The organism is Mesorhizobium sp. WSM4822 (assembly GCF_055811155.1).
On sequence record NZ_JBVVQM010000020.1, the window covers coordinates 20383 to 41327 of the forward strand.

The following is a 20945-nucleotide window of genomic DNA, read 5'->3' on the forward strand; positions in this document are numbered from 1 at the left end:
GATTCTGACCTATCTCGTAGGAGAATATCGTGCCCGTTTCTGTCGTAGTTGGTGGTCAATTTGGCTCCGAAGGCAAAGGCAAAGTCGCCTTGGAGTTTGCCCGCTCTACGGGCGCTTCGGCTGTAGTAAGAGTTGGCGGCACGAATTCCGGCCATACCGGCATCGCGGATAACGGTACAAAGTGGATACTTAGACAGATACCGGCGTCCGCATTGTCGTCGAATGCGCTTATCGTTCTACCGCCAGGGAGCTTGATTGACCCAGAAATACTCGAAAGAGAAGTAGGCGCATTGCACATCTCCCCTGAGAGACTCGTTATTGACGCCCGCGCATCTGTCATAACAGCCGACCACAAGAAAGATGAGGAACAAGGGGGGCTAGTAGGCCAGATAGGATCAACAGCGTCAGGAACGGGCGCGGCCCTTCGTGACCGACTCGCAAGGCGGGCTGACCATCAACTGGCAGGCGAGCACCCTTACTTGAAACGCTTTTCCGTCGACTCAACGGCAGCTATTCTTAGGAGGATATTGCAGGATAGAAAAAGGATTGTCGTGGAGGGCACACAAGGATTTGGGCTCTCCTTGTGGCACAGCCCCTATTTCCCTTACTCAACAAGTAGAGATACTACAGCGTCTTCATTTTTATCTGAGAGTGGCTTGAGCCCAATTGATGTAGATCAGATAATACTGGTTATTCGTACATTTCCCATTCGGGTGGGTGGAAATTCCGGGCCACTACGAGACGAAATTAACTGGCAGATAGTTGCCGATGAGGCCAATCTTCCAACAGGCTTCGAAGAGCGCACTTCCGCCACGAATCGCGTACGCAGGGTTGGACGATTTGACGCAACACTCGTTCGTAGCGCTATAGAGGTAAACAACCCGACGCATGTAGTTCTTAATCACTTAGACTACATTGAAAAAACACCTGGATGTCTGGCTAAGAAATTTGTTGAGAGCGTCGAAATTAGCATTGGTCGCCGTGTAGACTATCTAGGTTTTGATGCGGCGAAGATCATAAGAAACCCAAATATAATTGACTCTGTGAGGTTGGCTAATGCGCGTTGACCTTGACATTTTTCAAAAGGCTCTCAGAGACTTTTCTTCGGGAATGCTCCCCTATCCGGCGGATCGATATTCCATCCTCGCGGATCGCGATCCTTATGAAGATATCCCGGCTGCACTGCTTCATTCGGGGCATATCGCCAGCTACGCAATCACGACTGGAATGATAGAACCCTTTGATATCGAAGACTTAAAAAAGCCAGCTTCGCTACTCATCGCACTTGAAGGACCCGTCCGATACCGCGACGACGACGGTAAGGTGCAAAGATTTTATCTTTCTAAAGACCCGAGTAAATTCAGCGACGGCCTCGCAGTAAAGGATGAGGTCATAATTAAACCGAATTCTCTTTATTACTTAACCCTTAAGCCAGAATTTCGGATACCAAACTATATTGCTGGAAGATTCAACCTGTTGATACGCGATGTTTATCGTGGGTTTCTTGTAGGGACTGGCCCATTAGTTGACCCAGGATTTCAAGGACGACTTTCAATACCTCTTCACAATCTTACAAATAGTGAATATACACTTAGGGCAGATGAAGGCTTTGTCTATTTCGAATTCACCAAGCTAAGCTGGAAGAACCCACCGAACCAAGACCCTCTTCCTGCTTGGATTAAAAAATCCATTGACGTTCAGCCGCCTTTCCCGTCCTCGAAAAATAAACGGAAGACCCTCGATAATTATCTCGACGAGGCCACATCCAACGGTCCGGCTCAAAGCTCTATAGGTCCAGTACTTAATGATGCAAAAAAACAAGTCGAGGCATCTAAGACGCTATTAGACATATACACTATTGGCGGGGCTCTCGGCATATTAGCCCTTTTATTGACGGCATGGTCTCTGTATGCCGGAGTCCAGGCTTTTACGCTTGCCGCGCAAACAAGCGTTCAAAGTGATATCCGGCAGGCTCAAGACCGGATTTCGGCGTTGGAGATCGAGTTACGGGAGGCAAAAAGGAAGATAGACCAGCGTGAGACGCCTGCCACCGAACCCATTCCTCTGACAGACTCAAAGCAACCGACCAAGTAGACAAACAAACCTGTCGTATATCTACTTTGCGGAATCTTAAATTTTAAGGAACAACTAGCACTAATCTCAGCGCGAGAAAAAAGATCACGCCACCGCCACACACTCAATCTCGATATCGAACTCCATCGGCCACGACGCCACTGGCACGAAGCTCCGCGCCGGCGGGTTCGTCGAAAAATACTTCGCATAGACCCGGTTAATCGCGTTGTAGAAGCCGGAATTGACGGCGTAGATGCGCACCATCACCACGTTGTCCAGCGAGGTGCCGGCCGCTTCCAGGCAATGTTTCAGCGCCTTCAGCGACGCCTCGGTCTGCACCTCGATGTCGCCGCGCACCATCTCGCCGGTCACCATGTCCACCGGCGGCGTCGCCGAGATGAACACGAAGCCATTGGCCTTCACAGCCGTCGAGCACGGCAGGCCAAGCGCCCGCACCTTGGCCGACATGACAGGCACTTCGATGATTTGTTTTTTCATGGCAGTTCTCCCTGAGTTGCAGGGAGCTTATCCCGGCACGGGCGGAACGCCAGAGCGCCGTTCGTCCCTTCTCCCCCTGTGGGAGAAGGTGGATCGGCGCGATAGTGCCGAGACGGATGAGGGGTGTTCCAGCGGAGTGAGACGTCGGCGTTCCCTGGAACACCCCTCATCCGTCGCCTTCGGCGACACCTTCTCCCACAGGGGGAGAAGGAAGATGCGGCGCTAAAGAAATCCGATGAACCGTCCGGCGAACAGCACCGAAGTCCACAGCAGTATCGAGAGCACAGCCAGGATGGCGCTGCCGGCCGGCTCGTCACCGCCTCTGGCGAAGCGCAGGAAGGCGAAAAAATTAACGCCGGCGAGAAGGATGAGTGCCATCTTGGCGAGGAAAATCGGCATCACCGCATAGGTGCTCGCCTTGACGGAAAACAGCAGCGAGCCCGTGACGAGCGCACCCACGAATGCCGCCAAAGCGGTGCGGCGCAGCAGCGCGACGAACGCGCCGTATGGCAGCGAACGGAAGGCGCCGCAGATCCTGAGGTCCATGAGGAGGACGCTGGTCAACAGCGCGCCGATCGACATGATGTGGAGCGCATTGACCACGGGGTAGGCGATAAAGGAGGCCTTCAGCCACCGCGCCAGGGCAAATTGCTCGATGCCGGCGAAAAACTCCGTCATCTAGGCCGGCGGCACGCGGTCGGGATAGACATCATACGTCTTGCCGCCGACGATGACGCGGACCGCCTTCATGCGCCTTTCGGTCTCGTCCACCGAGCGGTTGCCGATCGCGGTCACCTCGTCGCCGATTTTGGCCACCTCCTCCGTGAAGCCGGCGGCGATCGTGCGGGACGGCGGCGCCATCTCCACCCGCCAGGCCTCGCCCTCGGCGTCGACATCCAGCGTGGCGTGCGGATTGCCGATATAGATGGCCGTGATCTTGCCCCTGAGTTCGAAAAACCCGTCCTGCGTCCACGACCAGCCATGATGCGCATAGGCCGCGGTGCCGGCGGCAAGCATCACGGCCGCCGTCAGCGCGACGCTGCGAATTCCATTGAAAGGCGACTGCATCGCTCGTCTCCTCGGTTCGTCCAGCAGCATTCGAGAGTAGGACACGGCGCGGCAACGTCAAATCACATCGGCCAAATGACCGGAACCGCCAAGCACCCCGCTCAATCGCCGGCGTGAACGATCCGGCCTTGCTAAAGACATCCATGCACGCCACTCTCGCCTTCCCTGCCCGCTTTTCCCTTGGGCTGAAGATCGGACTCACATCGAACGAGGCAAACCATGAGCAGCATGAGAGACCGTCAGGAAGGCTTCGAAAAGAAGTTTGCGATGGACGAGGATACGAAGTTCAGGGCCATGGCGCGCCGCAACAAGCTGCTCGGCCTCTGGGCCGCCGAAAAGCTTGGCAAATCTGGTGCGGACGCCGACGCCTATGCGAAGGAAGTCGTGCACGCGGATTTCGAAGAGGCAGGCGACAACGATGTGTTCCGCAAGGTCCGCGCCGACTTCGACGCGGCAGGCATCGCACAGTCCGATGCTCAGATACGCACCGCCATGGAAGAGCTGCTGGTGACCGCGGTCGAGCAGATCAGGTCGACCTGAGCGCCGCTCAGCCTTGATCGGTATAGGGCGTGCCGTCCTTGAGGCACAGGGCCACATTGTGGTGTTGGTTTGCCAAGCGGGCTGGCTTCCATCGTAGCGCTCTACGGCGCCCCCCTCTGTCCTGCCGGACATCTCCCCCTCAAGGGGGGAGATTGGCAGCTTTGGCGCCGGCCTTCAGCTTGCAACGTTGAAAATTGGCGAAAACAGTGACGACGGCCAATCTCCCCACCTGAGGGGGAGATGTCCGGCAGGACAGAGGGGGGCGCCATAGAGCGTCGACCTTGAACCGCCCCTCACCCCTGATGCGCGGCCGCCAGTTCCTTCACATGTTTTTCGTGCATCTGCAGCGTCGGCAGGGTTTTCTTGGCGAATTCCTTCATCGCCGGGTCGTCGCCGGATTGCGCATAGCCGCTGAACAGCGCCACGGCTTCCTTGTGGGCGTTGGTCTGCATCTCGATGTATTTGGCCTGGAACTGATCGCCGCTGGCGCCCTTCAGCTCATCGAGCATCTTCTGCTCCTTAGGCTGCAGGGCCGGACCGGACGGCGCGGTGGCCGAGGTTGTCTGGCCTTGGGCAAGCGCCGCCTTGAATTCCTCGCCGGCCTTGGTGTGATCGGCGATCATCTGTTTGGCGAACGCCTTGACGTCGGCGTCGGTCGCCTTCTGCTCGGCGAGCTTGCTGGACTCGATCTCGAACTCATTGGCGCTCGGCACCGTCTTGATGAAGGTCGAAGTATCGACCTTCATCGTGGTGGCGAGCGGCGTGGTCGTGGCGGTCGTGTTCGACTGGGCAAAGGCCGGCGCGCCGGCAAGCAATGCTGCTGCGGTCAGAATGGTAAGCGTTTTCATGGCATGTCTCCGATTGGAATTGTCCCTCGGACAATCCAACGTCTCTTGGGCACTCCGGTTGCAGCTCTTGAGGAAGAAGCCTGCGCATATCGCCTCGATCGCCCCACCGTATCCGTGCCTGACTCGAACGCTCGTCGATGCCCTCGTTCGAGCCAGCCCATGGGACTCATGTTCCGAAAGCTGAAACGCGGCGGCTGGCCAGAGTTGCCTTTCAGTGGCAACACGCCTCGCCATATTGCAGCTGCTCGTTCCAGTTCGGGCGGCCTTCCGGCGTGAAATCCATCAGGTTCCACAGCGTTTCGCAGGTGCCGAGGCTGCGCGGATCCTGGCCCGGCTCCGTCGGCGCGAAATCCAGTTCCGAACTCCAGAAATGGCGTATGCCCTCGCCGTCGCGGTGAAACACCGACAGCAGCGGGATCTGTGAGCCGTCGGCCGCCTCCGCATTGTAGTCGCGCTTGAAGCTGTTGGAAGCCGAAGACACCAGCCGCATGTTGCGCCAGCCCCTGTCGAGGCCGAGCGTGACCAGGTTTTCAAGCGCGGTCTTGCCCACCACCGCGAAATTGAAGCCGGCGGCCTGGAGATGCCCGACCGCGCCGTCGAACTGGTCGAGCAGCGCCGTGCAGGAGGGGCATGGCTGGTCCTGCCGGGCGAGCTTCGCCGTGCCGCCGCTGGTCGCCACATCGCGCTTCTCCTGCGGGTGGCGCGGGAACATCATGTTGTAGAGGATCAAGCTGTCCTTGCCGGGCGCGAACAGCTCCGACAGTCTTGTCTTCGCGGACTTGCCCTGGGCATCCAGTGCGTCGAATTCATAGTCCTGGCGGATCAGCCCGCCCGGCGGCAACGCGCGCCGGGCCTCGGCGACCTCTTCCATGGCGCGGCGCAGCTCGATTTCCTTCTTCAGCAATTTTTCGCGCGCGGTGCGGTATTTGGCGGATTCATTGGGAAAGGTGATCATGATCGGCTCCTTCAAGTCGCGGCGCCGGCGTCCCGGCGCGGTTGCTCTGCGACCCAAGGACGTTTGGCAGCGATCGGTCCCGACATTTATTGCGCATGGTGAGATGTCGTAATACCTGTTCGGCCAGCGTGATCCGGGGAACAACATGCACGACGGCGAGATCGATCTGCGCTGCCCCCAAGTGGTGGCCGACAAGGCCGCCAAGGGCCTCAGGCTGCGCGGCGAGTTCGGCCGTGGCGGCACCGAGATCGGCGTCGCCCGAGCCACCGAGCTGAAGAACCGGGAAAAGCTCGCGCCCTCCACCATCCGCCGCATGGTCAGCTATTTCGCCCGCCACGAGATCGACAAGCGCGGCAGGAACTACGGCAATGAGCAAAACCCTTCGGCCGGCTACATCGCCTGGCTGCTGTGGGGCGGCGACGAAGGCCGCGCCTGGGCGCTGGAGCTCAAGCAGAAGATCGGCAACGCGCCGGACATCTGAGGACTTCGTCCCTCACCCCTTCACACCGCCGGCGGTCAAGCCGGAGACGATCTTGCGCTGGAAGATCAGCACCAGCACCACCAGCGGCACCGTGACGATCACCGAGGCGGCCATGATGTTGCCCCAGGGGATCTCGAACTGCGAGTTGCCGGAGAGCAGCGCGATCGCCACCGGCACGGTCCGCTGTGCGTTGTTGGAGGTGAAGGTCAGCGCGAACAGGAACTCGTTCCACGCGCCGATGAAGGCCAGCAGGCCGGTGGTTGCCAGCGCCGGCCACATCAATGGCAGGAAGACCCGCGTGATGATGATCCACGGCGTCGCGCCGTCTAGGATCGCCGCCTCCTCGACCTCGACCGGCAGGTCCCGGACGAAGGTGGTGAGCACCCAGACGGTGAACGGCAAGGTGAAGATCATGTAGGAGAAGATCAGCGCGAACAGCGAATTGTAGAGGCCGAACAGGCGGACCAGTTCGAACAGCCCGGCCAGCAGCGCCACCTGCGGGAACATCGACACCGACAGGATGATGAACAGCAGGGCCGAGCGGCCGCGGAATCGAATGCGCGCCAGCGCATAGGCTGATGTGACGCCGAGCAACAGCGAAAGGGCAACCACCGCGCCCGAGACGAACAGCGAGTTCAGCAAGTTGCGCACGAAGCTGCCTTCGGTCAGCACATTCCGGTAGTTGGCGAGGCTGATCGTCGTCGGCCACAGATCGGCCCGGAACAGGTCGGTCCCCGATTTCAGGCTGGTGACGATGGCGTAATAGAACGGAAACACCGCGACGAAGACGATGACCGCGACCAGCAGGTAAAAGGCCGTGCGCTTCACGATCCACATGTCAGCGGCCTCCGTCCAGCCTGATCCGGCCGATCCGGATGGTGACGATGGTGAGCAGAGCGAGGATCAGGAAAAGCAAGGTCGAGGCGGCGGAGCCATAGGCGAACTTGTCGAACTCGAACAGGTTCTCGCGGGCGAACACCGACATCGACTTGGTGTGCACATTGTTGGGCGTCAGCACATAGATCAGGTCGAAGATGCGCAGCGCATCGAGCGCGCGGAAGATCACGGCCACCATCAGCGCCGGGCGGATGAGCGGCAAGGTCACCCGCCAGAAGATCTGCCAGGGGTTGGCGCCGTCGAGCCTGGCGACCTCGATGATCTCCCTCGGCAGCATCTGCAGCGCGGCCAGGATGAGCAGCGTCATGAACGGTGTCGCCTTCCAGATATCGACGATGAGGACGGCCGCCATCGCCGTGTCGGCGTTGGCCGTCCAGGCGATCTTGGTGCTGATCAGGCCGAGGTTGAGCAGCACGACATTGATGATGCCGAACTGGTCGTTGAGCATCCATTGCCACATCTTCGCCGAGACGATCGTCGGGATCGCCCAGGGGATCAGGATCGCTGCCCTGACGATGCCACGGTCGGCGAATTCCGCGTTGAGAACCAGGGCAACGATGGTGCCGAGGATGGTTTCGCAGGTCACCGAAATCACCGTGAAGCGCACCGTGTTCCAGACGGCGCGCCACCAGACCGGATCGACGAGCAACCCGTCATAGAGGGTCCGGCCGCTCGGCATGTGCAGTACCGAGAAGTAATTGGCGAAGCCGACCCATTGGCGCGCGTCGAGGTCGGCCAGCGAGGCGTCGGTCAAGCTGAAATAAACCGTGCGGGCAAGCGGCCAGCCGGCCGCCGCGGCGAGCACCAGAAGCATCGGCGCCAGGAAAAGCCACGCCGAGCGAACGCGCTGTGCCGTCAACGGCGCTGGCCGACGGCGAACAGCCTGTGTCTCCGACGCCGCACGGGCGTCGGTCCCTGTCGGCACTGTGGTCACCAGCCGTTGCCCTTCAGCTTGGTCAGCGTCGCTTCGAGGTCGGCCAGATTGTCGGCGGCGGTGCCGTCGCCCGACAGGGTGTTGTGAACGGCGTTCCAGAACTGGCTCGAGGCCTCGTTGTATTTGATCCTGGCCGCGGCCGAGGGGCGCGGCACCGCATTGAGAAATATCTGCTTCCAGCGCGGAATAATCGGGTGCTCCCTGGCAATGTCGGGATCGTCATACAGCGCCTGGATGGTCGGCAGGTTGGACGTCTTCAGCGCGCGGTATTTCTGCATCGCGGGCGAAGCGATGAACTTGACCAGCTCGATCGCGGCATCCGGATGCTTCGAATATTTGGAGACGGCGAGGTTCCAGCCGCCCAGGGTCGCGACCGATCGGGCGCCCTCGCCCGTGCCGGCCGGCAGCGGTGCCACGTCGAACTTGTCCTTGATCGGCGAGCCCTCGCCGTTGCCGAGCGCATAGGCATAGGGCCAGTTGCGCATGAACACCGCATTGCCTGTCTGCCACACGCCGCGCGATTCCTCTTCCTGGTAGGCAAGCACGCCGGGCGGCGCGATCGTCCCGACCCAGCCCTTGGCCATGTCGAGCGCCGCCGCCGCTTGACTGTTGTTGACGGAGATGGCGCCGTCCGGCTCGATGATCTGGCCGCCGCCATTCGACATCACCCATTCGAGCGCGTCGCAGGTCAGCCCCTCATAGGCGTTGCCCTGGAAGACGAAGCCCCAGATATCCCGATTGCCGGCCGCACGCTCCTTGTCCATGACCAGCCTGGCGGTGTCCGCCAGTTCCTTCCAGGTGGCCGGCACCTTGGCGCCATATTTGTCGAGGAGATCCTTGCGGTAGTAGAGCGCCGGCGCATCGGTGAAGATCGGCAAGGCGACGAGCTTGCCGTTGACGGTCTGTGACTGGATGATCGATGGGAAATGCTCGGCCACGACGTCCCTGGTCGCTGCGGTCAGATCCACGAGCTGGCTGGCGAGCTGCGGTGCCCAGATCACGTCCGTCTGGTAGACGTCGATGTCACTGTTTCCCGCGGCGAGCCAAAGCCGGTATTGGCCGAACTGGTCGGTCCCGGACGTCGGCATGACGACGATGCTGACCTTGTTGCCGCTGTCTTTCTCGTAACGGTCGAGGATCTCGCGCAGCACCTTGATGCCGTCGCCGGTATCGCCCGACACCATCGACAGCTCGACGGCCCGCGCCGGCGTGCCAGCCAGAATGGCAGTGACGCCGAGCGCCAGGAATGCGCGAGAGAGTTTCATAATGGTGAATGTCCCTCCGCAGCCGGCCGCGGAAAATCCTCCCACCCGCCGGCAGCTTGTCAGGCCCTCACCTCCCATTGAATGCGAAGCGGCGCTTTTGGGTTCCCAAATCGCGCCGTTCCTGCGTGAGGCGACACCCATCAGGGGGTGTTGAGATTCAGGTCAGGCCGAGTCGAAAATGGTGGTTTCCGAGAACCGGAGCGGAGCGTACTTTTGGGTACGTGAGCACCGGAAGCGCAGGAAGCCATCATTTGCAGGCCGGCATCACCTGAATATCAGCACACCCTAGCCTTCCCAGGCGACAGGCATCATGCCCAGCCGCTCATAGAGCCGGACGGCGGCGGGATTCTCGACCGTGTTGGTCTTGAGGTCGACATGATCGGCGCCGCGTTCGCGAAAAACGGCGAAGGCGTGCCACATCAGCGCTTCGGCAACACCCTTGCCGCGCGCCTCGGGATGAACGGCAAGATCCTTGACGAAGGCGCGGGTCCAGCACAGCGCCGCCGCCGCCAGCCGGCCCTTGGCGCCGATGACGAGGAAGCACAGCGCCGGGTCGAATTCGGGATCGTCGGCGATGCGCGGCCACCACTCGTCGAACGGGCCGTCAGTGCCGTCGTCGAACACTTCGGTCAAAAGCGCATGAAGGGGCAGCGCATCACCGGGCTCGAAGCTGCGCATGACAAAGCCGTCGGGCCAGTGCGGCGGAACCAGCGTCTCGTCGAGGATCTTGCGCAGCCGGATGTCGTTCAAAGCCGGCGGGCGCGGTTCAGGCATCGCGCTCAGGCGTCGGGCTGCAGGCGGCGACGCTGGCGGTCTCGGCCAAGGCCGGTCGCCTCGAGCAGGCCCTTGCGCTTGGCGTCGTAATAATAGCCGGTCTGGTAGAGCCAGTCGGCCTTCTTGGCGTTGCCGCCGGCCACCAGCCAGGCGCCGCGCAGATATTTCACCGCGTATTTCAGATTGGTCTCGGCGTCGAACAGGCCCTTGGCCGGCCCGTCATAGCCCATGCCGCGCGCCGTCGCGTGTTTGATCTGCATCAGTCCCCAATGGCCGTTGTTGTAGGCTTTCGGGTTGAAGGTGCTCTCACGGTTGACGACATGGCGCACCAGATCCACCGGCACCTGATAGATCGCCGCATATTTTTCGATCAGCCGCTCGACATCGCCACGCAAGCCCGTCGTGTGTTCTTCCGTCGGCCCGACGGGACCCTGCACCAGGGCCGCCGGGTTCTGCGGCACGACATAGGCGATCTGCTGGACGCCGGGCATGCGGTCGCCCTTGGCGGTCGCCGGCACGATGAGCCCTGCGGTCGTATAGGTCTCGGCGGCCTTGACCGGCTCGCTTGCATTTGCCGGCGGCGGCGCCTGCCAGGCATTGGCGGTCATCACCGCGGGCACGGCGGGTGCCGCCGGTGTCGATCCGGCGAAAGCGGCGGTCGCGGCAGCCGGCTGTGCGGCGGGATCGAGCGGCAGCTCGGCCGTCTGAACGGGGGCGATCCCTGATGATTCCGGCAGCACCGAAACCGTCTCCGGCAGCGGCACGGTGAAACCGGCGTCAGTGCCGGCGACGGTCGCTGTTTCGGTGAGAGCAGGCGCGGACTTCATCTGCGAGGTCGACGTGCAGCCGCTAATGCCGGCGGCGGCCAGGATCACGCCGATCGCGATAAGGTTGAGTTTTGCTGGCAAGCCGCGCTCGGGTCCGGTTTGTCTGGTTGTTAAGAAATCCCTTACACCAGCGATTCAGGCCGGGCAATCGGGGCGATCAGGTGGTTTTCGGGTGGCGAGACGCAGGCGGTGATGCCATATTGTTCCGGATATGTACTGGGACGAATCCCGGTTTTCGCCACTTTGCGGGAAGGAACGCATCATGGTCACGACAGCTTCGATCACGGCCGGCCACGCAGTGTTAGAAACAGTGATCGGCTTTATGGGTATTGCGTGGAACGAAAAGGGCCTGATCCGGCTCTGCCTGCCCGAACGCAGCCGCGAAGCGGTGGAGCGTCGCCTGCTGCGCCATGGCGGCGTTTCCAACGCCACGGCGCAGCCGCCATGGGTGGTCGAACTGATCGCTTCGATCAAGGCCTATGCGGCGGGCGAGGACGTCGATTTCTCCGGCGTGCCGGTCGATCTCGACGGCGTCGACGATTTCCGCCTCGCCATTTACGACGCGGCGCGAAAACTCTCCTTCGGCGAAACCACCACCTATGGCGAGCTGGCCAAGACCGCCGGCCATGCCGGGCTCGCCCGCGAGACCGGGGCGGCGCTTGGCGCCAATCCGGTGCCGCTGGTCATCCCTTGCCATCGCATCCTTGCCGCCGGCGGCAAGATCGGCGGCTTCTCGGCGCCCGGCGGATCGATCACCAAGGAGAAGATGCTGGCCATGGAAGGCGTGCGCGTCGGCCCCCCGCCACCAGCGCAGGTGTCGTTCGGGTTCTGATGTAGGCAGGTGCCTAATTGTTGTAGGCAGGTGCCTAGTTGTTGTGGAAGAACCGCCGGCGGAAATGCCGGTCATTGTCCGGCCGCTTGCAGTTGTAGACCGGGCAGGACTTTGTGTCGGCGCTCGGCACGTAGGCCCGTGTCCTCACCTCGCCCATGCTGCAGAATCGCTGGCTCTGCACATAGCGGTCGTAGAGCGGCAGTCCAGGCACCCGCTTCGACTGGTAGCGCAGGATGACGGCCCCTTGCCGGGCGATCGTCCCCTGAACCTTGCCGCAACCCATACGCGTCGGGTCGTAGCGCGAGATCGCCTGAGCCTGAGCGGCGACAAGCGTCAGGCAGGCGGCAAGCAGAATGGTTTTCATGGTCCTCTCCCCCAAGATCCCCTCCCAAGCGGGTGTGGATCGAGCGCCCACAGGCTCCGATCATCGCGACGCTCTCACGCGATTGTAGCGGCCATTGGGCGGCGCCCTCATCACGGCTTTCTCACGCAGTCTTGTTTTTCGTGCGAAAGCAGCCTATATCCCTTCCATTGATATTTCGGCCGATCGATCCGGGCCTCGCGATAATCGCGTTTGCTGACGTCTATCTCCAAAATCTCGATGCACACCGGCTGGACCTCGGTCTGGTCAATCTAAAGCAAATGTGAAGGACTATCTAAATGGCAACTGGAACGGTCAAGTGGTTCAACGCCACCAAGGGCTTCGGCTTCATTCAGCCTGACGCGGGCGGCGCGGACGTTTTCGTCCACATCTCCGCTGTCGAGCGTGCTGGACTGTCGACCCTGGTCGAAGGCCAGAAGATCAACTTCGAGATCGAGCAGGACCGCCGCACTGGCAAGTCGTCCGCTGGATCTCTGAGCAAGGCAGCCTGATTTTGCGATAGCGCGCGCCGGGCGAGAGCTCGGGGCGCGCGGCAAGTCACGGATGTACTGACAGTCGCGCGAGAAGCGCGCTGGAGCGGAAAGACCCGACAAGCTGGATCAGCAGATAGCTGCCAGCCCGGACCGGACGTTCCCGATCAGGCTACCAAGCATGGAAGGCGGGATTTATCCCGCCTTTTTGCTGTCTGGGGTTCAGGCATTTCGCTTTGCAACCTCGAAGCGGAAGCGACGGCGTCCTTCTCCCCGTTTACGGGGAGAAGTGCCCGGCAGGGCGATGAGGGGCAGCGCTGAGGCTTCAGAACTACCCATTTTAAACTTACCCAGAAAGGTTGGCGCCGCCCCTCAACTGGCTGCCGCCATTTTCTCCCCGTAAACGGGGCGAAGGACGCTGTGTTGACGCTTTCGCCAATCGTCAACGTAGCTTATCCCATCCACCCGATCGGCACATGCCCGGGATCTGCCTCCACCCTTTTCAGCCAGGCCGCCACCGCCGGATAGGCGTCGAGCTGGAAGCCGCCCTGCTCCGCCGTATGCGTATAGGCATAGAGCGCGATGTCGGCGACGCTGAGCGCGCTGCCGGCGAAGAAGGCATTGTTTTCCAGATGCCTGTTCATCACGCCGAGCGCCTTGTTGCCGCGCTCCAGCGTCACCGCCAGCCGCTCCGGGGTCGCATCCCCAGCACGTTCGGGGAAGGTCAGCAGCGCCTTGCGCACGGCAATGTAAGGCTCGTGGCTGTATTGCTCGAAGAACAGCCATTGATAGGCAAGCCCACGCTCATACCTGTCCGCCGGCAGGAAGCGTGTGCCTTCGGCGAGATAGAGCAGGATGGCGTTGGATTCGGCCAGCCGCCGGCCATCGTCGAACTCGAGCAGCGGCACCATAGCATTCGGATTCTTGGCGACAAAGTCGGCTTTGCGCGTATCGCCGGTGTGCGAACTCACTTCGACATTGGTAAAGCCAAGGCCAAGCTTGGCCATCAGCAGGCGCGGCTTGTAACAATTGCCGCTGTCGATCATGCCGTAAAGTATCATGGCTGTTCCCCGGAGCACTGTCTCCGCGCGATTATCGCAGCGGCGGCGGTCTCAACCAATGATTTGTTTTGGTACGACGATCAGCGCCGCTGATGTGTGAATCGCCGAAAATCTGAGGCCGTTGAAGGGCATGTTGAGATTCAGGTCAGGCCGAGCCGAAAACGGTGGGTTCCGAGAACCGGAGCGGAGCGTACTTAAGTACGTGAGCTCAGTTCTACTGCGTGGCAGTAGAACTAGGGAAGCGCAGGAAGCCGCCGTTTGCAGGCCGGCATCACCTGAATATCGACATGCCCTAGCCAAAGAGGGGCACGACCTTGCTGTCCCGGCCCAGCAGTGCATCGATGACCAGCGGTTTCTCCTCGAATACCGTGCCGGCCAAGGCCGGACGGGCAAGGAGAAAACCCTGCAGCAGGTCGACGCCGCCTTCGAGCGCGACGCGCAGATGGGTGGGCTGCTCGATGCCTTCGACCAGCACCTTGGCGCCGCGGTCATGCAGGCTGGAAACCAGCGGGCGGAAGAACCGTTCGGCGGCAGCGTGGCGGCAGAACTCCGCGAACCAGGTGCCGTCGATCTTGACGATGTCGGGCTTGAGCAGGCTCACCCGCTCCTCGGTCGAGTGCCCGGTGCCGAAATCGTCGATGGCGATACGGATGCCGTCGCGCCGCATCTCGCGCACCAGCCGCACGAGAAGCGCGTCGTCCGCCGCCTGTTCGGTGATTTCGCAGACCAGCATGGCCGGCGCCAGGCCGAACTCGCCGAGATGCCTGGTCATCAGGCGAATCTCGGCCAGTGCCCGCCCGGCATGGTCGTTGATCAACGGGTTGTAGTTGAAGAACAGGTCGAGCCCGTCGACGCCGATGTTGCGGAAATTCCTGAGATGCAGCGCCCGGCACATGGTTTCCACAAACAGCCGGTCCGAGACCGCAACGCTTTCAAAGAACACCTTCGGCGCGCCGGGGCGGCCGGCACGGTGCGGCTCGATCAGGGCTTCGGCCGCCACCGCGTGAAGCGACCGGCCGCGCGGCGCGAAAATCGGCTGATAGGCGCTACGCAGCCGGAACTCGCCATAGATGCCGTATTCGATGCCGACTTCGTCGACTTGGATCGCATCGCCGACATTGCGCCGCCGATCGTCTCTCATGTCGCCACCCGGCGCCCGAAGGCCTTGACCGGCCGCGCCGAAGGCATTGCCGCGGCAGGAGCAGCCGTGTCGACGGCAGCAGCGGCAGGCGCCTGCCTGGCCTTGTCGAAGACGCCAAAGCTGGTCGGCGCCAATTCGGGCCGCGCCAGCACGAAACCCTGCACCATCGACGCACCCGATTTCTCGGCGAGCTCCAGTTGCCAGCCCTCCTCGATGCCTTCGAACACCGTATGGATGCCTTGCTCCTCGAAGTTCTTCACCATGGTGGTCAGCAACGCGAAGCCGGCGCCGGACTCCATCAGCTGCGTGATCCAGTAGGCATCGAACTTGACGATATCCGGCTTCAATTCCTTGACCCGATTGATGTCGGAATCGTCGGCGCCATAATCGTCGACGGCGATGCGAAAACCGTTGGCCCTCAGTGCCGCGACGAAGCCGTGCAAGGCTTCCTGCGACGCCGACCGCTGCTCGGTCACCTCGCAGACGACGCGACGCGGGTCGATGCCGGCCTCGTGCAGCACGAGCCGCATTTCGCGCAAGGCAGCGTCGGCAACGGCGCGTTCGGTGAACACTGACGGGTCGAAATTGACGAAGATCGATGCTTCCCGCGGCAGGCAGGCACCGGCGTTGAGAAGATGCAGCGTCCTGGTCAGCGCCTCGATATGCAGCCGGTCGGCGGCCGGGCAGGTCGAGAAGAAATTCATCGGCGATTGCGGCTCGCCGTCGCGGAACGGTCGGATCAGCCCTTCGAACGCGACCACCGACAGCTTGCCTTCCTTGAAAGCGAAGATCGGCTGGAAGGCGCTTTGCAGCGTGTAGATACCCCAGACACCGGTGGAGGTGCCGTCGTCCTGACGGATGATGTGGGCAAGCCCGACGCTGCGCGACACGGTTCCTCGCTCCGCAATTGGTCTGCCATCCTGCCACTCAAGCCTCTACCGCTCGTTAATGAATTTATTGTTGCCGACCCGAGCCCCGATCACAGCTCCTTGAGACCTGGATCAGCCGACAATGCTTGCGTTGCGCGAAATCATGCGACATGAGAAGCGCCGCGGTCGCTCCTGGCCGCGCCGATCTTCCATGGAGACGTCAAGCTCATGGCCTTTCTTGCCGACACCCTTTCCCGCGTGAAGCCTTCCGCCACCATCGCGGTCACGCAGAAAGCGCGCGAGCTGAAAAATGCCGGCCGTGACATTATCGGGCTCGGCGCCGGCGAACCGGATTTCGACACGCCAGACAACATCAAGAATGCGGCAATCGAGGCGATCCGCCGTGGCGAAACCAAGTATCCGGCGGTTTCGGGCATCGTGCCGCTGCGCGAGGCGATCGCAAAAAAGTTCAAGCGCGAGAACAATCTCGACTACAAGCCCGAGCAGACTATAGTCGGCACGGGCGGCAAGCAGATCCTGTTCAACGCCTTCATGGCAACGCTGAACCCCGGCGACGAGATCATCATTCCTCGCCCCTACTGGGTCAGCTACCCCGAGATGGTGGCCATCTGCGGCGGCACCTCCGTGTTTGCCGACACCTCGATCGACAATGGCTTCAAGCTGACCGCTTCCGTGCTGGAAAAGGCGATCACGCCGAAGACCAAATGGCTGCTGATGAACTCGCCGTCGAACCCGTCAGGCGCTGCCTATACCGAGGCCGAACTGCGCGCGCTGGCCGACGTGCTGCTGAGGCATCCGCATGTCTGGACGCTGACCGACGACATGTACGAGCACCTGACCTATGGCGATTTCGTCTTCAAGACCATCGCCGAGGTCGAGCCTAAGCTCTACGAGCGCACGCTGACCATGAACGGCGTGTCGAAAGCCTATGCAATGACCGGCTGGCGCATCGGTTATGCGGCGGGTCCGGTTCAACTGATCAAGGCGATGGACATGATCCAGGGTCAGCAGACATCGGGCGCCTGCACCATTGCGCAATGGGCATCCGTCGAGGCGCTGAATGGCCCGCAGGATTTCATCGCCAAAAACAAGGCGATCTTTCAAGGCAGGCGCGACCTTGTCGTGTCGATGCTCAACCAGGCACGCGGCATCACCTGTCCGTCGCCGGAAGGCGCCTTCTATGTCTATCCTTCCTGCGCCCAGCTGATCGGCAAGAAGACCAAGGCCGGCAGGCTGATCGACACCGACGAGACCTTCTGCTCGGAACTGCTCGAAGCCGAGGGCGTCGCGGTGGTGTTCGGCTCGGCCTTCGGCCTCGGGCCCAACTTCCGCATCTCCTACGCGACCTCGGAGACGCTTCTGGAAGAAGCCTGCACACGCATCCAGCGTTTTACGGCTTCGCTGACCTGACTGGCGCGCTATGAACGCAAAAACCCGGCTTCACCGCCGGGTTTTTAATGGGCCGTCAGCCTCACGCCTCGTGCTTGGTCTCTTTGGCCGAGCGCGCCTCGGCCGGCGCCAGCACGGCAACCAGCAATGCGGCGGTGAGGAACGCGCCGATCGCTGCCGTCAGCATCGCGGCGTGGAAGCCGCCGGCATAGGCGGCAGCATAGAGTTCATGCACGCCGCTTTCGCCCATCGCCGCATCGGTTGCGAAATCATGCCGTGAAATCGCAGCACGAGCCACCGCTTCCGCGTTGGCGACACCGGCATCGCCGAGATACCCGGTCAAAAGGTTGGTTGCCCGCATGCTCATCAAGGCGCCGAGCAAGGCGATGCCGATGGCAAGGCCGCTCTGGCGGGTGGCATTGATGACCGCCGACACCATGCCCGAGCGTTCGCGCGGCGCATAGGACATGGCGGCAGCGCTGCCGGTCGGGATTGCAAGCGCATTGCCGAGGCCGCCAATGGCGAACAGAAGGCACAGCATCGCATAGGGCGTCGAAGGGCCGGCCCAGCACATGCCGAGCATGGACAGGCCGATAGCAACATAGCCGATGGTCATCAGCGCGGAGTGACCATAGCGCGCGCTCAGCCTGCCGATCCATGGCGACACCACGATCTGGACGATGAAGGCCGGCGCCATGCGCAGGCCGGTCTGCGTCGGCGACCAGCCCTGCACCTGCTGCAGGAACATCGAGAAGAAGAAGACGCTGGAATAGGAGGTGAAGCCGAGCGCGAACGAAGCGACATTGGCGACGGCGAAGCGGACATCGCGGAACAGGCCAAGCGGCAGCATCGGCCGTGCCGTGCGCGCCTCGAAGCCGAGGAAAGCAGCCAGGCCGACGACGCCGGCGACCAGCGCCGCGACCGTCCTTGGCTCGCCCCAGCCATTCTCGCCGGCCGAGATCAGGCCGAAGGTCAGCGCCCCCAGCCACAGGATGCTGAGAGCCAGGCCGACGAGGTCGAGATGGGCATGTTCGGGATGCGCCGTCTCGTTGATCGAAACAGCACCGAGCGCGATCGTGATCAAGCCCAGCGGCAGGTTGATCAGGAAGATGCTTTGCCAGCCGACGGTCTCGACCAGGATGCCACCGAGGACGGGACCAACGAGCAGAGAGATGGCGGCGAACGACGCCCAGCCGCCAATGACGCCGGCGCGCTGGCGCGCATCGGGAAAGGCCTGCGTCAGGATCGACAGCGCGCCTGGAATGAGCAGCGAGCCGGCGATGCCCTGCACCACCCGGCCGGCCAGCAGCACCGGCAGATTGGGCGCGACGGCGCAGATCAGCGAACCGGCCACGAAGATGCCGACGCCGGCCAGCCACGAGCGCTTGCGGCCATAGCGATCGCCGATCAGGCCGGACGACAGCATGAAGGCGGACAGGCACAGCGTGTAGGAGTCGACCACCCATTGCAGGCCGCCGAAATCGGTTTGCAACGCCTGCTGGATGGTCGGCAGCGCGACATTGACGATGCTGACGTCGAGCAGAGCCACGAACGAACCAAGATAGATAGCGGCGACCAGGGGCAGACGGTGCTTTGACATGGCTATATCCAGACGTGAGTTAGAGGCCATGCAGGTGCTACAGTCAAAGCCGAAGTGGCTCCGAGGGACGTTGCCGGCCGGCATGGCGTGCGAGCCAGACGCGCGAAATCAGCTTGCAATCCGGGAAACGTGCGCAGCGAACCCGCGGACCATCGTCATATGACGACTAGGAAGCCGGCCGCATTCGATCAACCATGAAGCCTCAGAAGGGAGATGCATCATGGCCAAAGGCGGCAATCCATCAAACAATCACGACGGCGAATTCATAGTGTCCGGGCCGGGCACTGAAAATACCGAGCGGTTCAAGCAGGCGCTCAGTGTTTCATTTGCCGAGCAGACAGCCACATCAATGAACTATTTCAAGCAGTCGGACCCTAACGACGAGGGCCAGATCTCCGCTCTTGGCGAGGCAAAAATTGATTACCTGAAAGCACAGTCGGGCTGTTACTGGACCGAGGAAACTGAAAAATGGACCAGGGCAAAACTGAAACGCTTTGCCGATCGCAACGATCGAAAGCGAATTCTAGGCAACAGTTTCGATCGCTCCGAAATGGTTGTCTTGCCGCGCCGCAAAGATGGGGCGATGCCGATGGAAACGCGGCAACTGCAAGGCGATCCCTATGAGTATTTCCATTTTTGGCCTGGCACCTTCGGTAACTACAAATACAGCTGGTTCAACCGGACCGGGGACGGACGCGTTCTGCGAGACGAATCTTACGAGTGGGATGGGGCGCCGGATTTGGGCGGCTTGGTATTTTTCGAAAACAACAGCGCCGGCGATAGAGATTACCTGCACGCCATGCTCGAAAGCGGCATCTGGTTTACCTACACTCCCAAGAAGACCGGCCGGCTCGACTTGTTTGCGGAATTCGTCTCCACCTACGACACAAGGTACAGGTGGATGCGTGACGAAATCGGCTACAGCCACACCAGAGTCCTTCAGGCGACCGATGTCGTTTTTGGCACCTTTTCAGGCGATCAAGCCGTGGGACGAGATTACCGAAGCAACAGCACCCTTGTCGATTTTCAGCGTTGGTTTGAAGGGGACGTAGGGGATTTCGCCAATTTCGGAGAAAATGGCTTTGCCGACGGAACAATACACAATTTTTTTGGGCGGCCGGGCGCAATGGTTTTTGCTGGACAACCGGTCGAGATCTTGGTCGGCTGCAGGGTCTTGATGGACTGCTATCTCAACGATGTCAGCATCAGGGCGTGGGAAGGCGCCCGGCGGAGGCTGAATTTTCTGGGCGTCCGAGTGGTTTAAATGCCAGCGGTTTTGCAGCTTGCGCGACGATCGTCATCGCTGCGGCAAGAAGCCTGCCCTCCGCCGGCTTAGGTGTCTCGACCGCCAAACTGCTCGTCGGTGACCCCCTCCAGCCAATCGACATGGACATCGTCGAGCGCCTCCTGCATCGCGATATGCGTCATCGCCGATTTGGGCGCCGCGCCATGCCAGTGTTTTTCGCCAGGCGCGAACGAGATGACGTCGCCGGCCCTGATCTCCTGGATCGGGCCGCCCCACGTCTGGGCAAACCCGGCGCCCACCGTCACGTACAGCGTCTGGCCAAGCGGATGCGTATGCCAGTGGGTGCGCGCGCCCGGCTCGAAGCTGACCAGCGTGGCTCGCAGCCGCGCCGGCGCCTCTTTCTCGATGATCGGCGTCTGCAGCACCCGGCCGGTGAAGTATTTTTCCGGCGCGATGACGGTCGGCACGCTGCCGCAGGCAATGATCTTCATGGGTCGATGGTCCTTCAAACAGCGGGCGATGGGTCGCCTGTTTTCAGTTTCGGCCGATATGGGGCGACGTGCAACAGCTTCCCGCTGCCAGCCCAGCATATGATCCGCACGGTCCACTGCCGAGCAAAGGGTTTCTATTTTTCTTGCCCTGCCGGCAAACAAGTGGGACGATGGCTTTGGGCAGGTGGCACTTGAAAAGAACCCGCCCGCGACGGTCGAACAGGCCGGCCGCCGCTCAGGACCGATTGACCAAGCCTGAACCATACATGCCAGTCGGTCCTAC

At 61.4% G+C, this 20945-nt stretch carries 24 protein-coding genes; 8 read left to right on the forward strand and 16 right to left on the reverse strand.

Features of this window, described 5'->3' with window-relative positions; genetic code table 11:
• Positions 1-29: 29 nt before the first annotated feature.
• Positions 30-1067, forward strand: coding sequence for an adenylosuccinate synthetase (locus AC0L3E_RS31365; RefSeq protein ID WP_473606472.1), 1038 nt, complete (start codon positions 30-32; stop codon positions 1065-1067).
• Positions 1057-2094, forward strand: a complete 1038-nt coding sequence (locus AC0L3E_RS31370; protein WP_473606473.1) for a hypothetical protein — start codon at positions 1057-1059, stop codon at positions 2092-2094. Before AC0L3E_RS31365 ends, AC0L3E_RS31370 begins: the two co-directional genes overlap by 11 nt.
• Before the next feature lie 84 nt (positions 2095-2178).
• Here the strand turns inward: AC0L3E_RS31370 and AC0L3E_RS31375 are convergent, their stop codons facing one another.
• From AC0L3E_RS31375 to AC0L3E_RS31385, 3 genes are all read right to left on the reverse strand, one after another.
• Positions 2179-2571 (reverse strand): RidA family protein, encoded by a 393-nt coding sequence (locus AC0L3E_RS31375; RefSeq protein ID WP_473606474.1) that lies wholly within the window; start codon positions 2569-2571, stop codon positions 2179-2181.
• 222 nt (positions 2572-2793) lie between these two features.
• A complete protein-coding gene (locus AC0L3E_RS31380; protein WP_473606475.1) occupies positions 2794-3249 on the reverse strand; it encodes a DUF6644 family protein in 456 nt (151 codons plus the stop codon).
• Positions 3250-3639, reverse strand: a complete 390-nt coding sequence (locus AC0L3E_RS31385; protein ID WP_473606476.1) for a DUF6152 family protein — start codon at positions 3637-3639, stop codon at positions 3250-3252.
• Positions 3640-3858: 219 nt separating this feature from the next.
• Here AC0L3E_RS31385 and AC0L3E_RS31390 point away from each other — a divergent pair, with 219 nt between their 5' ends.
• Positions 3859-4179: a DUF1476 domain-containing protein gene (locus AC0L3E_RS31390; RefSeq protein WP_127270441.1), complete on the forward strand. Its 321-nt coding sequence runs from the start codon at positions 3859-3861 to the stop codon at positions 4177-4179.
• A 293-nt stretch (positions 4180-4472) separates the two neighbouring features.
• Here AC0L3E_RS31390 and AC0L3E_RS31395 read toward each other — a convergent pair whose 3' ends face one another.
• Both AC0L3E_RS31395 and AC0L3E_RS31400 read right to left on the reverse strand, forming a co-directional pair.
• A complete protein-coding gene (locus AC0L3E_RS31395; protein ID WP_473606477.1) occupies positions 4473-5027 on the reverse strand; it encodes a DUF4142 domain-containing protein in 555 nt (184 codons plus the stop codon).
• 211 nt (positions 5028-5238) lie between these two features.
• Positions 5239-5982: a DUF899 family protein gene (locus AC0L3E_RS31400; protein ID WP_473606478.1), complete on the reverse strand. Its 744-nt coding sequence runs from the start codon at positions 5980-5982 to the stop codon at positions 5239-5241.
• Positions 5983-6127: 145 nt separating this feature from the next.
• Between AC0L3E_RS31400 and AC0L3E_RS31405 the strand changes: the two genes are divergently transcribed.
• Positions 6128-6463: a hypothetical protein gene (locus tag AC0L3E_RS31405; RefSeq protein WP_473606479.1), complete on the forward strand. Its 336-nt coding sequence runs from the start codon at positions 6128-6130 to the stop codon at positions 6461-6463.
• A gap of 12 nt (positions 6464-6475) precedes the next feature.
• On the opposite strand, the gene AC0L3E_RS31410 is transcribed toward AC0L3E_RS31405, so the two are convergent.
• The 5 genes from AC0L3E_RS31410 to AC0L3E_RS31430 form a co-directional block, all read right to left on the reverse strand.
• Complete coding sequence (locus tag AC0L3E_RS31410) at positions 6476-7300, reverse strand: carbohydrate ABC transporter permease (RefSeq protein WP_128303824.1); 825 nt, start codon at positions 7298-7300, stop codon at positions 6476-6478.
• A gap of 1 nt (position 7301) precedes the next feature.
• On the reverse strand, positions 7302-8174 hold the full coding sequence (locus AC0L3E_RS31415) for a carbohydrate ABC transporter permease (protein WP_473606502.1): 873 nt from the start codon (positions 8172-8174) through the stop codon (positions 7302-7304).
• 116 nt (positions 8175-8290) lie between these two features.
• Entirely contained in the window at positions 8291-9559 is a 1269-nt protein-coding gene (locus AC0L3E_RS31420) for an ABC transporter substrate-binding protein (protein ID WP_473606480.1), read from the reverse strand.
• 285 nt (positions 9560-9844) lie between these two features.
• Complete coding sequence (locus tag AC0L3E_RS31425; protein WP_473606481.1) at positions 9845-10333, reverse strand: GNAT family N-acetyltransferase; 489 nt, start codon at positions 10331-10333, stop codon at positions 9845-9847.
• Positions 10334-10338: 5 nt separating this feature from the next.
• Complete coding sequence (locus AC0L3E_RS31430) at positions 10339-11241, reverse strand: transglycosylase SLT domain-containing protein (protein ID WP_473606482.1); 903 nt, start codon at positions 11239-11241, stop codon at positions 10339-10341.
• Positions 11242-11422: 181 nt separating this feature from the next.
• Between AC0L3E_RS31430 and AC0L3E_RS31435 the strand changes: the two genes are divergently transcribed.
• A complete protein-coding gene (locus AC0L3E_RS31435) occupies positions 11423-11992 on the forward strand; it encodes a methylated-DNA--[protein]-cysteine S-methyltransferase (RefSeq protein ID WP_473606483.1) in 570 nt (189 codons plus the stop codon).
• A 34-nt stretch (positions 11993-12026) separates the two neighbouring features.
• On the opposite strand, the gene AC0L3E_RS31440 is transcribed toward AC0L3E_RS31435, so the two are convergent.
• A complete protein-coding gene (locus AC0L3E_RS31440) occupies positions 12027-12356 on the reverse strand; it encodes a hypothetical protein (protein WP_473606484.1) in 330 nt (109 codons plus the stop codon).
• Between the two features lie 296 nt (positions 12357-12652).
• On the opposite strand from AC0L3E_RS31440, the gene AC0L3E_RS31445 reads away from it, so the two are divergent.
• Positions 12653-12865, forward strand: a complete 213-nt coding sequence (locus AC0L3E_RS31445) for a cold-shock protein (RefSeq protein WP_010910991.1) — start codon at positions 12653-12655, stop codon at positions 12863-12865.
• Positions 12866-13296: 431 nt separating this feature from the next.
• Here AC0L3E_RS31445 and AC0L3E_RS31450 read toward each other — a convergent pair whose 3' ends face one another.
• From AC0L3E_RS31450 to AC0L3E_RS31460, 3 genes are all read right to left on the reverse strand, one after another.
• Positions 13297-13905, reverse strand: coding sequence for a glutathione S-transferase family protein (locus AC0L3E_RS31450; protein WP_128307907.1), 609 nt, complete (start codon positions 13903-13905; stop codon positions 13297-13299).
• Positions 13906-14197: 292 nt separating this feature from the next.
• Positions 14198-15046 (reverse strand): EAL domain-containing protein, encoded by an 849-nt coding sequence (locus AC0L3E_RS31455; RefSeq protein WP_127381719.1) that lies wholly within the window; start codon positions 15044-15046, stop codon positions 14198-14200.
• Positions 15043-15936: an EAL domain-containing protein gene (locus AC0L3E_RS31460; protein ID WP_127321442.1), complete on the reverse strand. Its 894-nt coding sequence runs from the start codon at positions 15934-15936 to the stop codon at positions 15043-15045. The genes AC0L3E_RS31455 and AC0L3E_RS31460 overlap by 4 nt, the downstream gene beginning before the upstream one ends.
• A 207-nt stretch (positions 15937-16143) precedes the next feature.
• Between AC0L3E_RS31460 and AC0L3E_RS31465 the strand changes: the two genes are divergently transcribed.
• The gene (locus AC0L3E_RS31465; RefSeq protein WP_473606485.1) at positions 16144-17346 is read left to right on the forward strand and encodes a pyridoxal phosphate-dependent aminotransferase; all 1203 of its coding nucleotides are present in this window, start codon (positions 16144-16146) and stop codon (positions 17344-17346) included.
• 61 nt (positions 17347-17407) lie between these two features.
• On the opposite strand, the gene AC0L3E_RS31470 is transcribed toward AC0L3E_RS31465, so the two are convergent.
• Positions 17408-18925 carry an MFS transporter gene (locus AC0L3E_RS31470; RefSeq protein ID WP_127267441.1) on the reverse strand — a complete coding sequence of 506 codons (1518 nt, stop codon included), beginning with the start codon at positions 18923-18925 and terminating at the stop codon, positions 17408-17410.
• Between the two features lie 220 nt (positions 18926-19145).
• Here AC0L3E_RS31470 and AC0L3E_RS31475 point away from each other — a divergent pair, with 220 nt between their 5' ends.
• Positions 19146-20189, forward strand: coding sequence for a hypothetical protein (locus tag AC0L3E_RS31475; protein WP_128307905.1), 1044 nt, complete (start codon positions 19146-19148; stop codon positions 20187-20189).
• 68 nt (positions 20190-20257) lie between these two features.
• Here the strand turns inward: AC0L3E_RS31475 and AC0L3E_RS31480 are convergent, their stop codons facing one another.
• Positions 20258-20662 carry a (R)-mandelonitrile lyase gene (locus AC0L3E_RS31480; RefSeq protein WP_127809577.1) on the reverse strand — a complete coding sequence of 135 codons (405 nt, stop codon included), beginning with the start codon at positions 20660-20662 and terminating at the stop codon, positions 20258-20260.
• Positions 20663-20945: the final 283 nt, after the last annotated feature.

Coding starts and splice junctions, on each gene's coding strand:
- AC0L3E_RS31405 (WP_473606479.1), top strand. CDS start 6,128: ATGCACGACGGCGAGATCGATCTGCGCTGCCCCCAAGTGGTGGCCGAC.
- AC0L3E_RS31375 (WP_473606474.1), bottom strand. CDS start 2,571: ATGAAAAAACAAATCATCGAAGTGCCTGTCATGTCGGCCAAGGTGCGG.
- AC0L3E_RS31465 (WP_473606485.1), top strand. CDS start 16,144: ATGGCCTTTCTTGCCGACACCCTTTCCCGCGTGAAGCCTTCCGCCACC.
- AC0L3E_RS31390 (WP_127270441.1), top strand. CDS start 3,859: ATGAGCAGCATGAGAGACCGTCAGGAAGGCTTCGAAAAGAAGTTTGCG.
- AC0L3E_RS31435 (WP_473606483.1), top strand. CDS start 11,423: ATGGTCACGACAGCTTCGATCACGGCCGGCCACGCAGTGTTAGAAACA.
- AC0L3E_RS31445 (WP_010910991.1), top strand. CDS start 12,653: ATGGCAACTGGAACGGTCAAGTGGTTCAACGCCACCAAGGGCTTCGGC.
- AC0L3E_RS31470 (WP_127267441.1), bottom strand. CDS start 18,925: ATGTCAAAGCACCGTCTGCCCCTGGTCGCCGCTATCTATCTTGGTTCG.
- AC0L3E_RS31480 (WP_127809577.1), bottom strand. CDS start 20,662: ATGAAGATCATTGCCTGCGGCAGCGTGCCGACCGTCATCGCGCCGGAA.
- AC0L3E_RS31380 (WP_473606475.1), bottom strand. CDS start 3,249: ATGACGGAGTTTTTCGCCGGCATCGAGCAATTTGCCCTGGCGCGGTGG.
- AC0L3E_RS31395 (WP_473606477.1), bottom strand. CDS start 5,027: ATGAAAACGCTTACCATTCTGACCGCAGCAGCATTGCTTGCCGGCGCG.
- AC0L3E_RS31420 (WP_473606480.1), bottom strand. CDS start 9,559: ATGAAACTCTCTCGCGCATTCCTGGCGCTCGGCGTCACTGCCATTCTG.
- AC0L3E_RS31450 (WP_128307907.1), bottom strand. CDS start 13,905: ATGATACTTTACGGCATGATCGACAGCGGCAATTGTTACAAGCCGCGC.
- AC0L3E_RS31475 (WP_128307905.1), top strand. CDS start 19,146: ATGGCCAAAGGCGGCAATCCATCAAACAATCACGACGGCGAATTCATA.
- AC0L3E_RS31455 (WP_127381719.1), bottom strand. CDS start 15,046: ATGAGAGACGATCGGCGGCGCAATGTCGGCGATGCGATCCAAGTCGAC.
- AC0L3E_RS31400 (WP_473606478.1), bottom strand. CDS start 5,982: ATGATCACCTTTCCCAATGAATCCGCCAAATACCGCACCGCGCGCGAA.
- AC0L3E_RS31425 (WP_473606481.1), bottom strand. CDS start 10,333: ATGCCTGAACCGCGCCCGCCGGCTTTGAACGACATCCGGCTGCGCAAG.
- AC0L3E_RS31440 (WP_473606484.1), bottom strand. CDS start 12,356: ATGAAAACCATTCTGCTTGCCGCCTGCCTGACGCTTGTCGCCGCTCAG.
- AC0L3E_RS31410 (WP_128303824.1), bottom strand. CDS start 7,300: ATGTGGATCGTGAAGCGCACGGCCTTTTACCTGCTGGTCGCGGTCATC.
- AC0L3E_RS31415 (WP_473606502.1), bottom strand. CDS start 8,174: ATGCTTCTGGTGCTCGCCGCGGCGGCCGGCTGGCCGCTTGCCCGCACG.
- AC0L3E_RS31370 (WP_473606473.1), top strand. CDS start 1,057: ATGCGCGTTGACCTTGACATTTTTCAAAAGGCTCTCAGAGACTTTTCT.
- AC0L3E_RS31385 (WP_473606476.1), bottom strand. CDS start 3,639: ATGCAGTCGCCTTTCAATGGAATTCGCAGCGTCGCGCTGACGGCGGCC.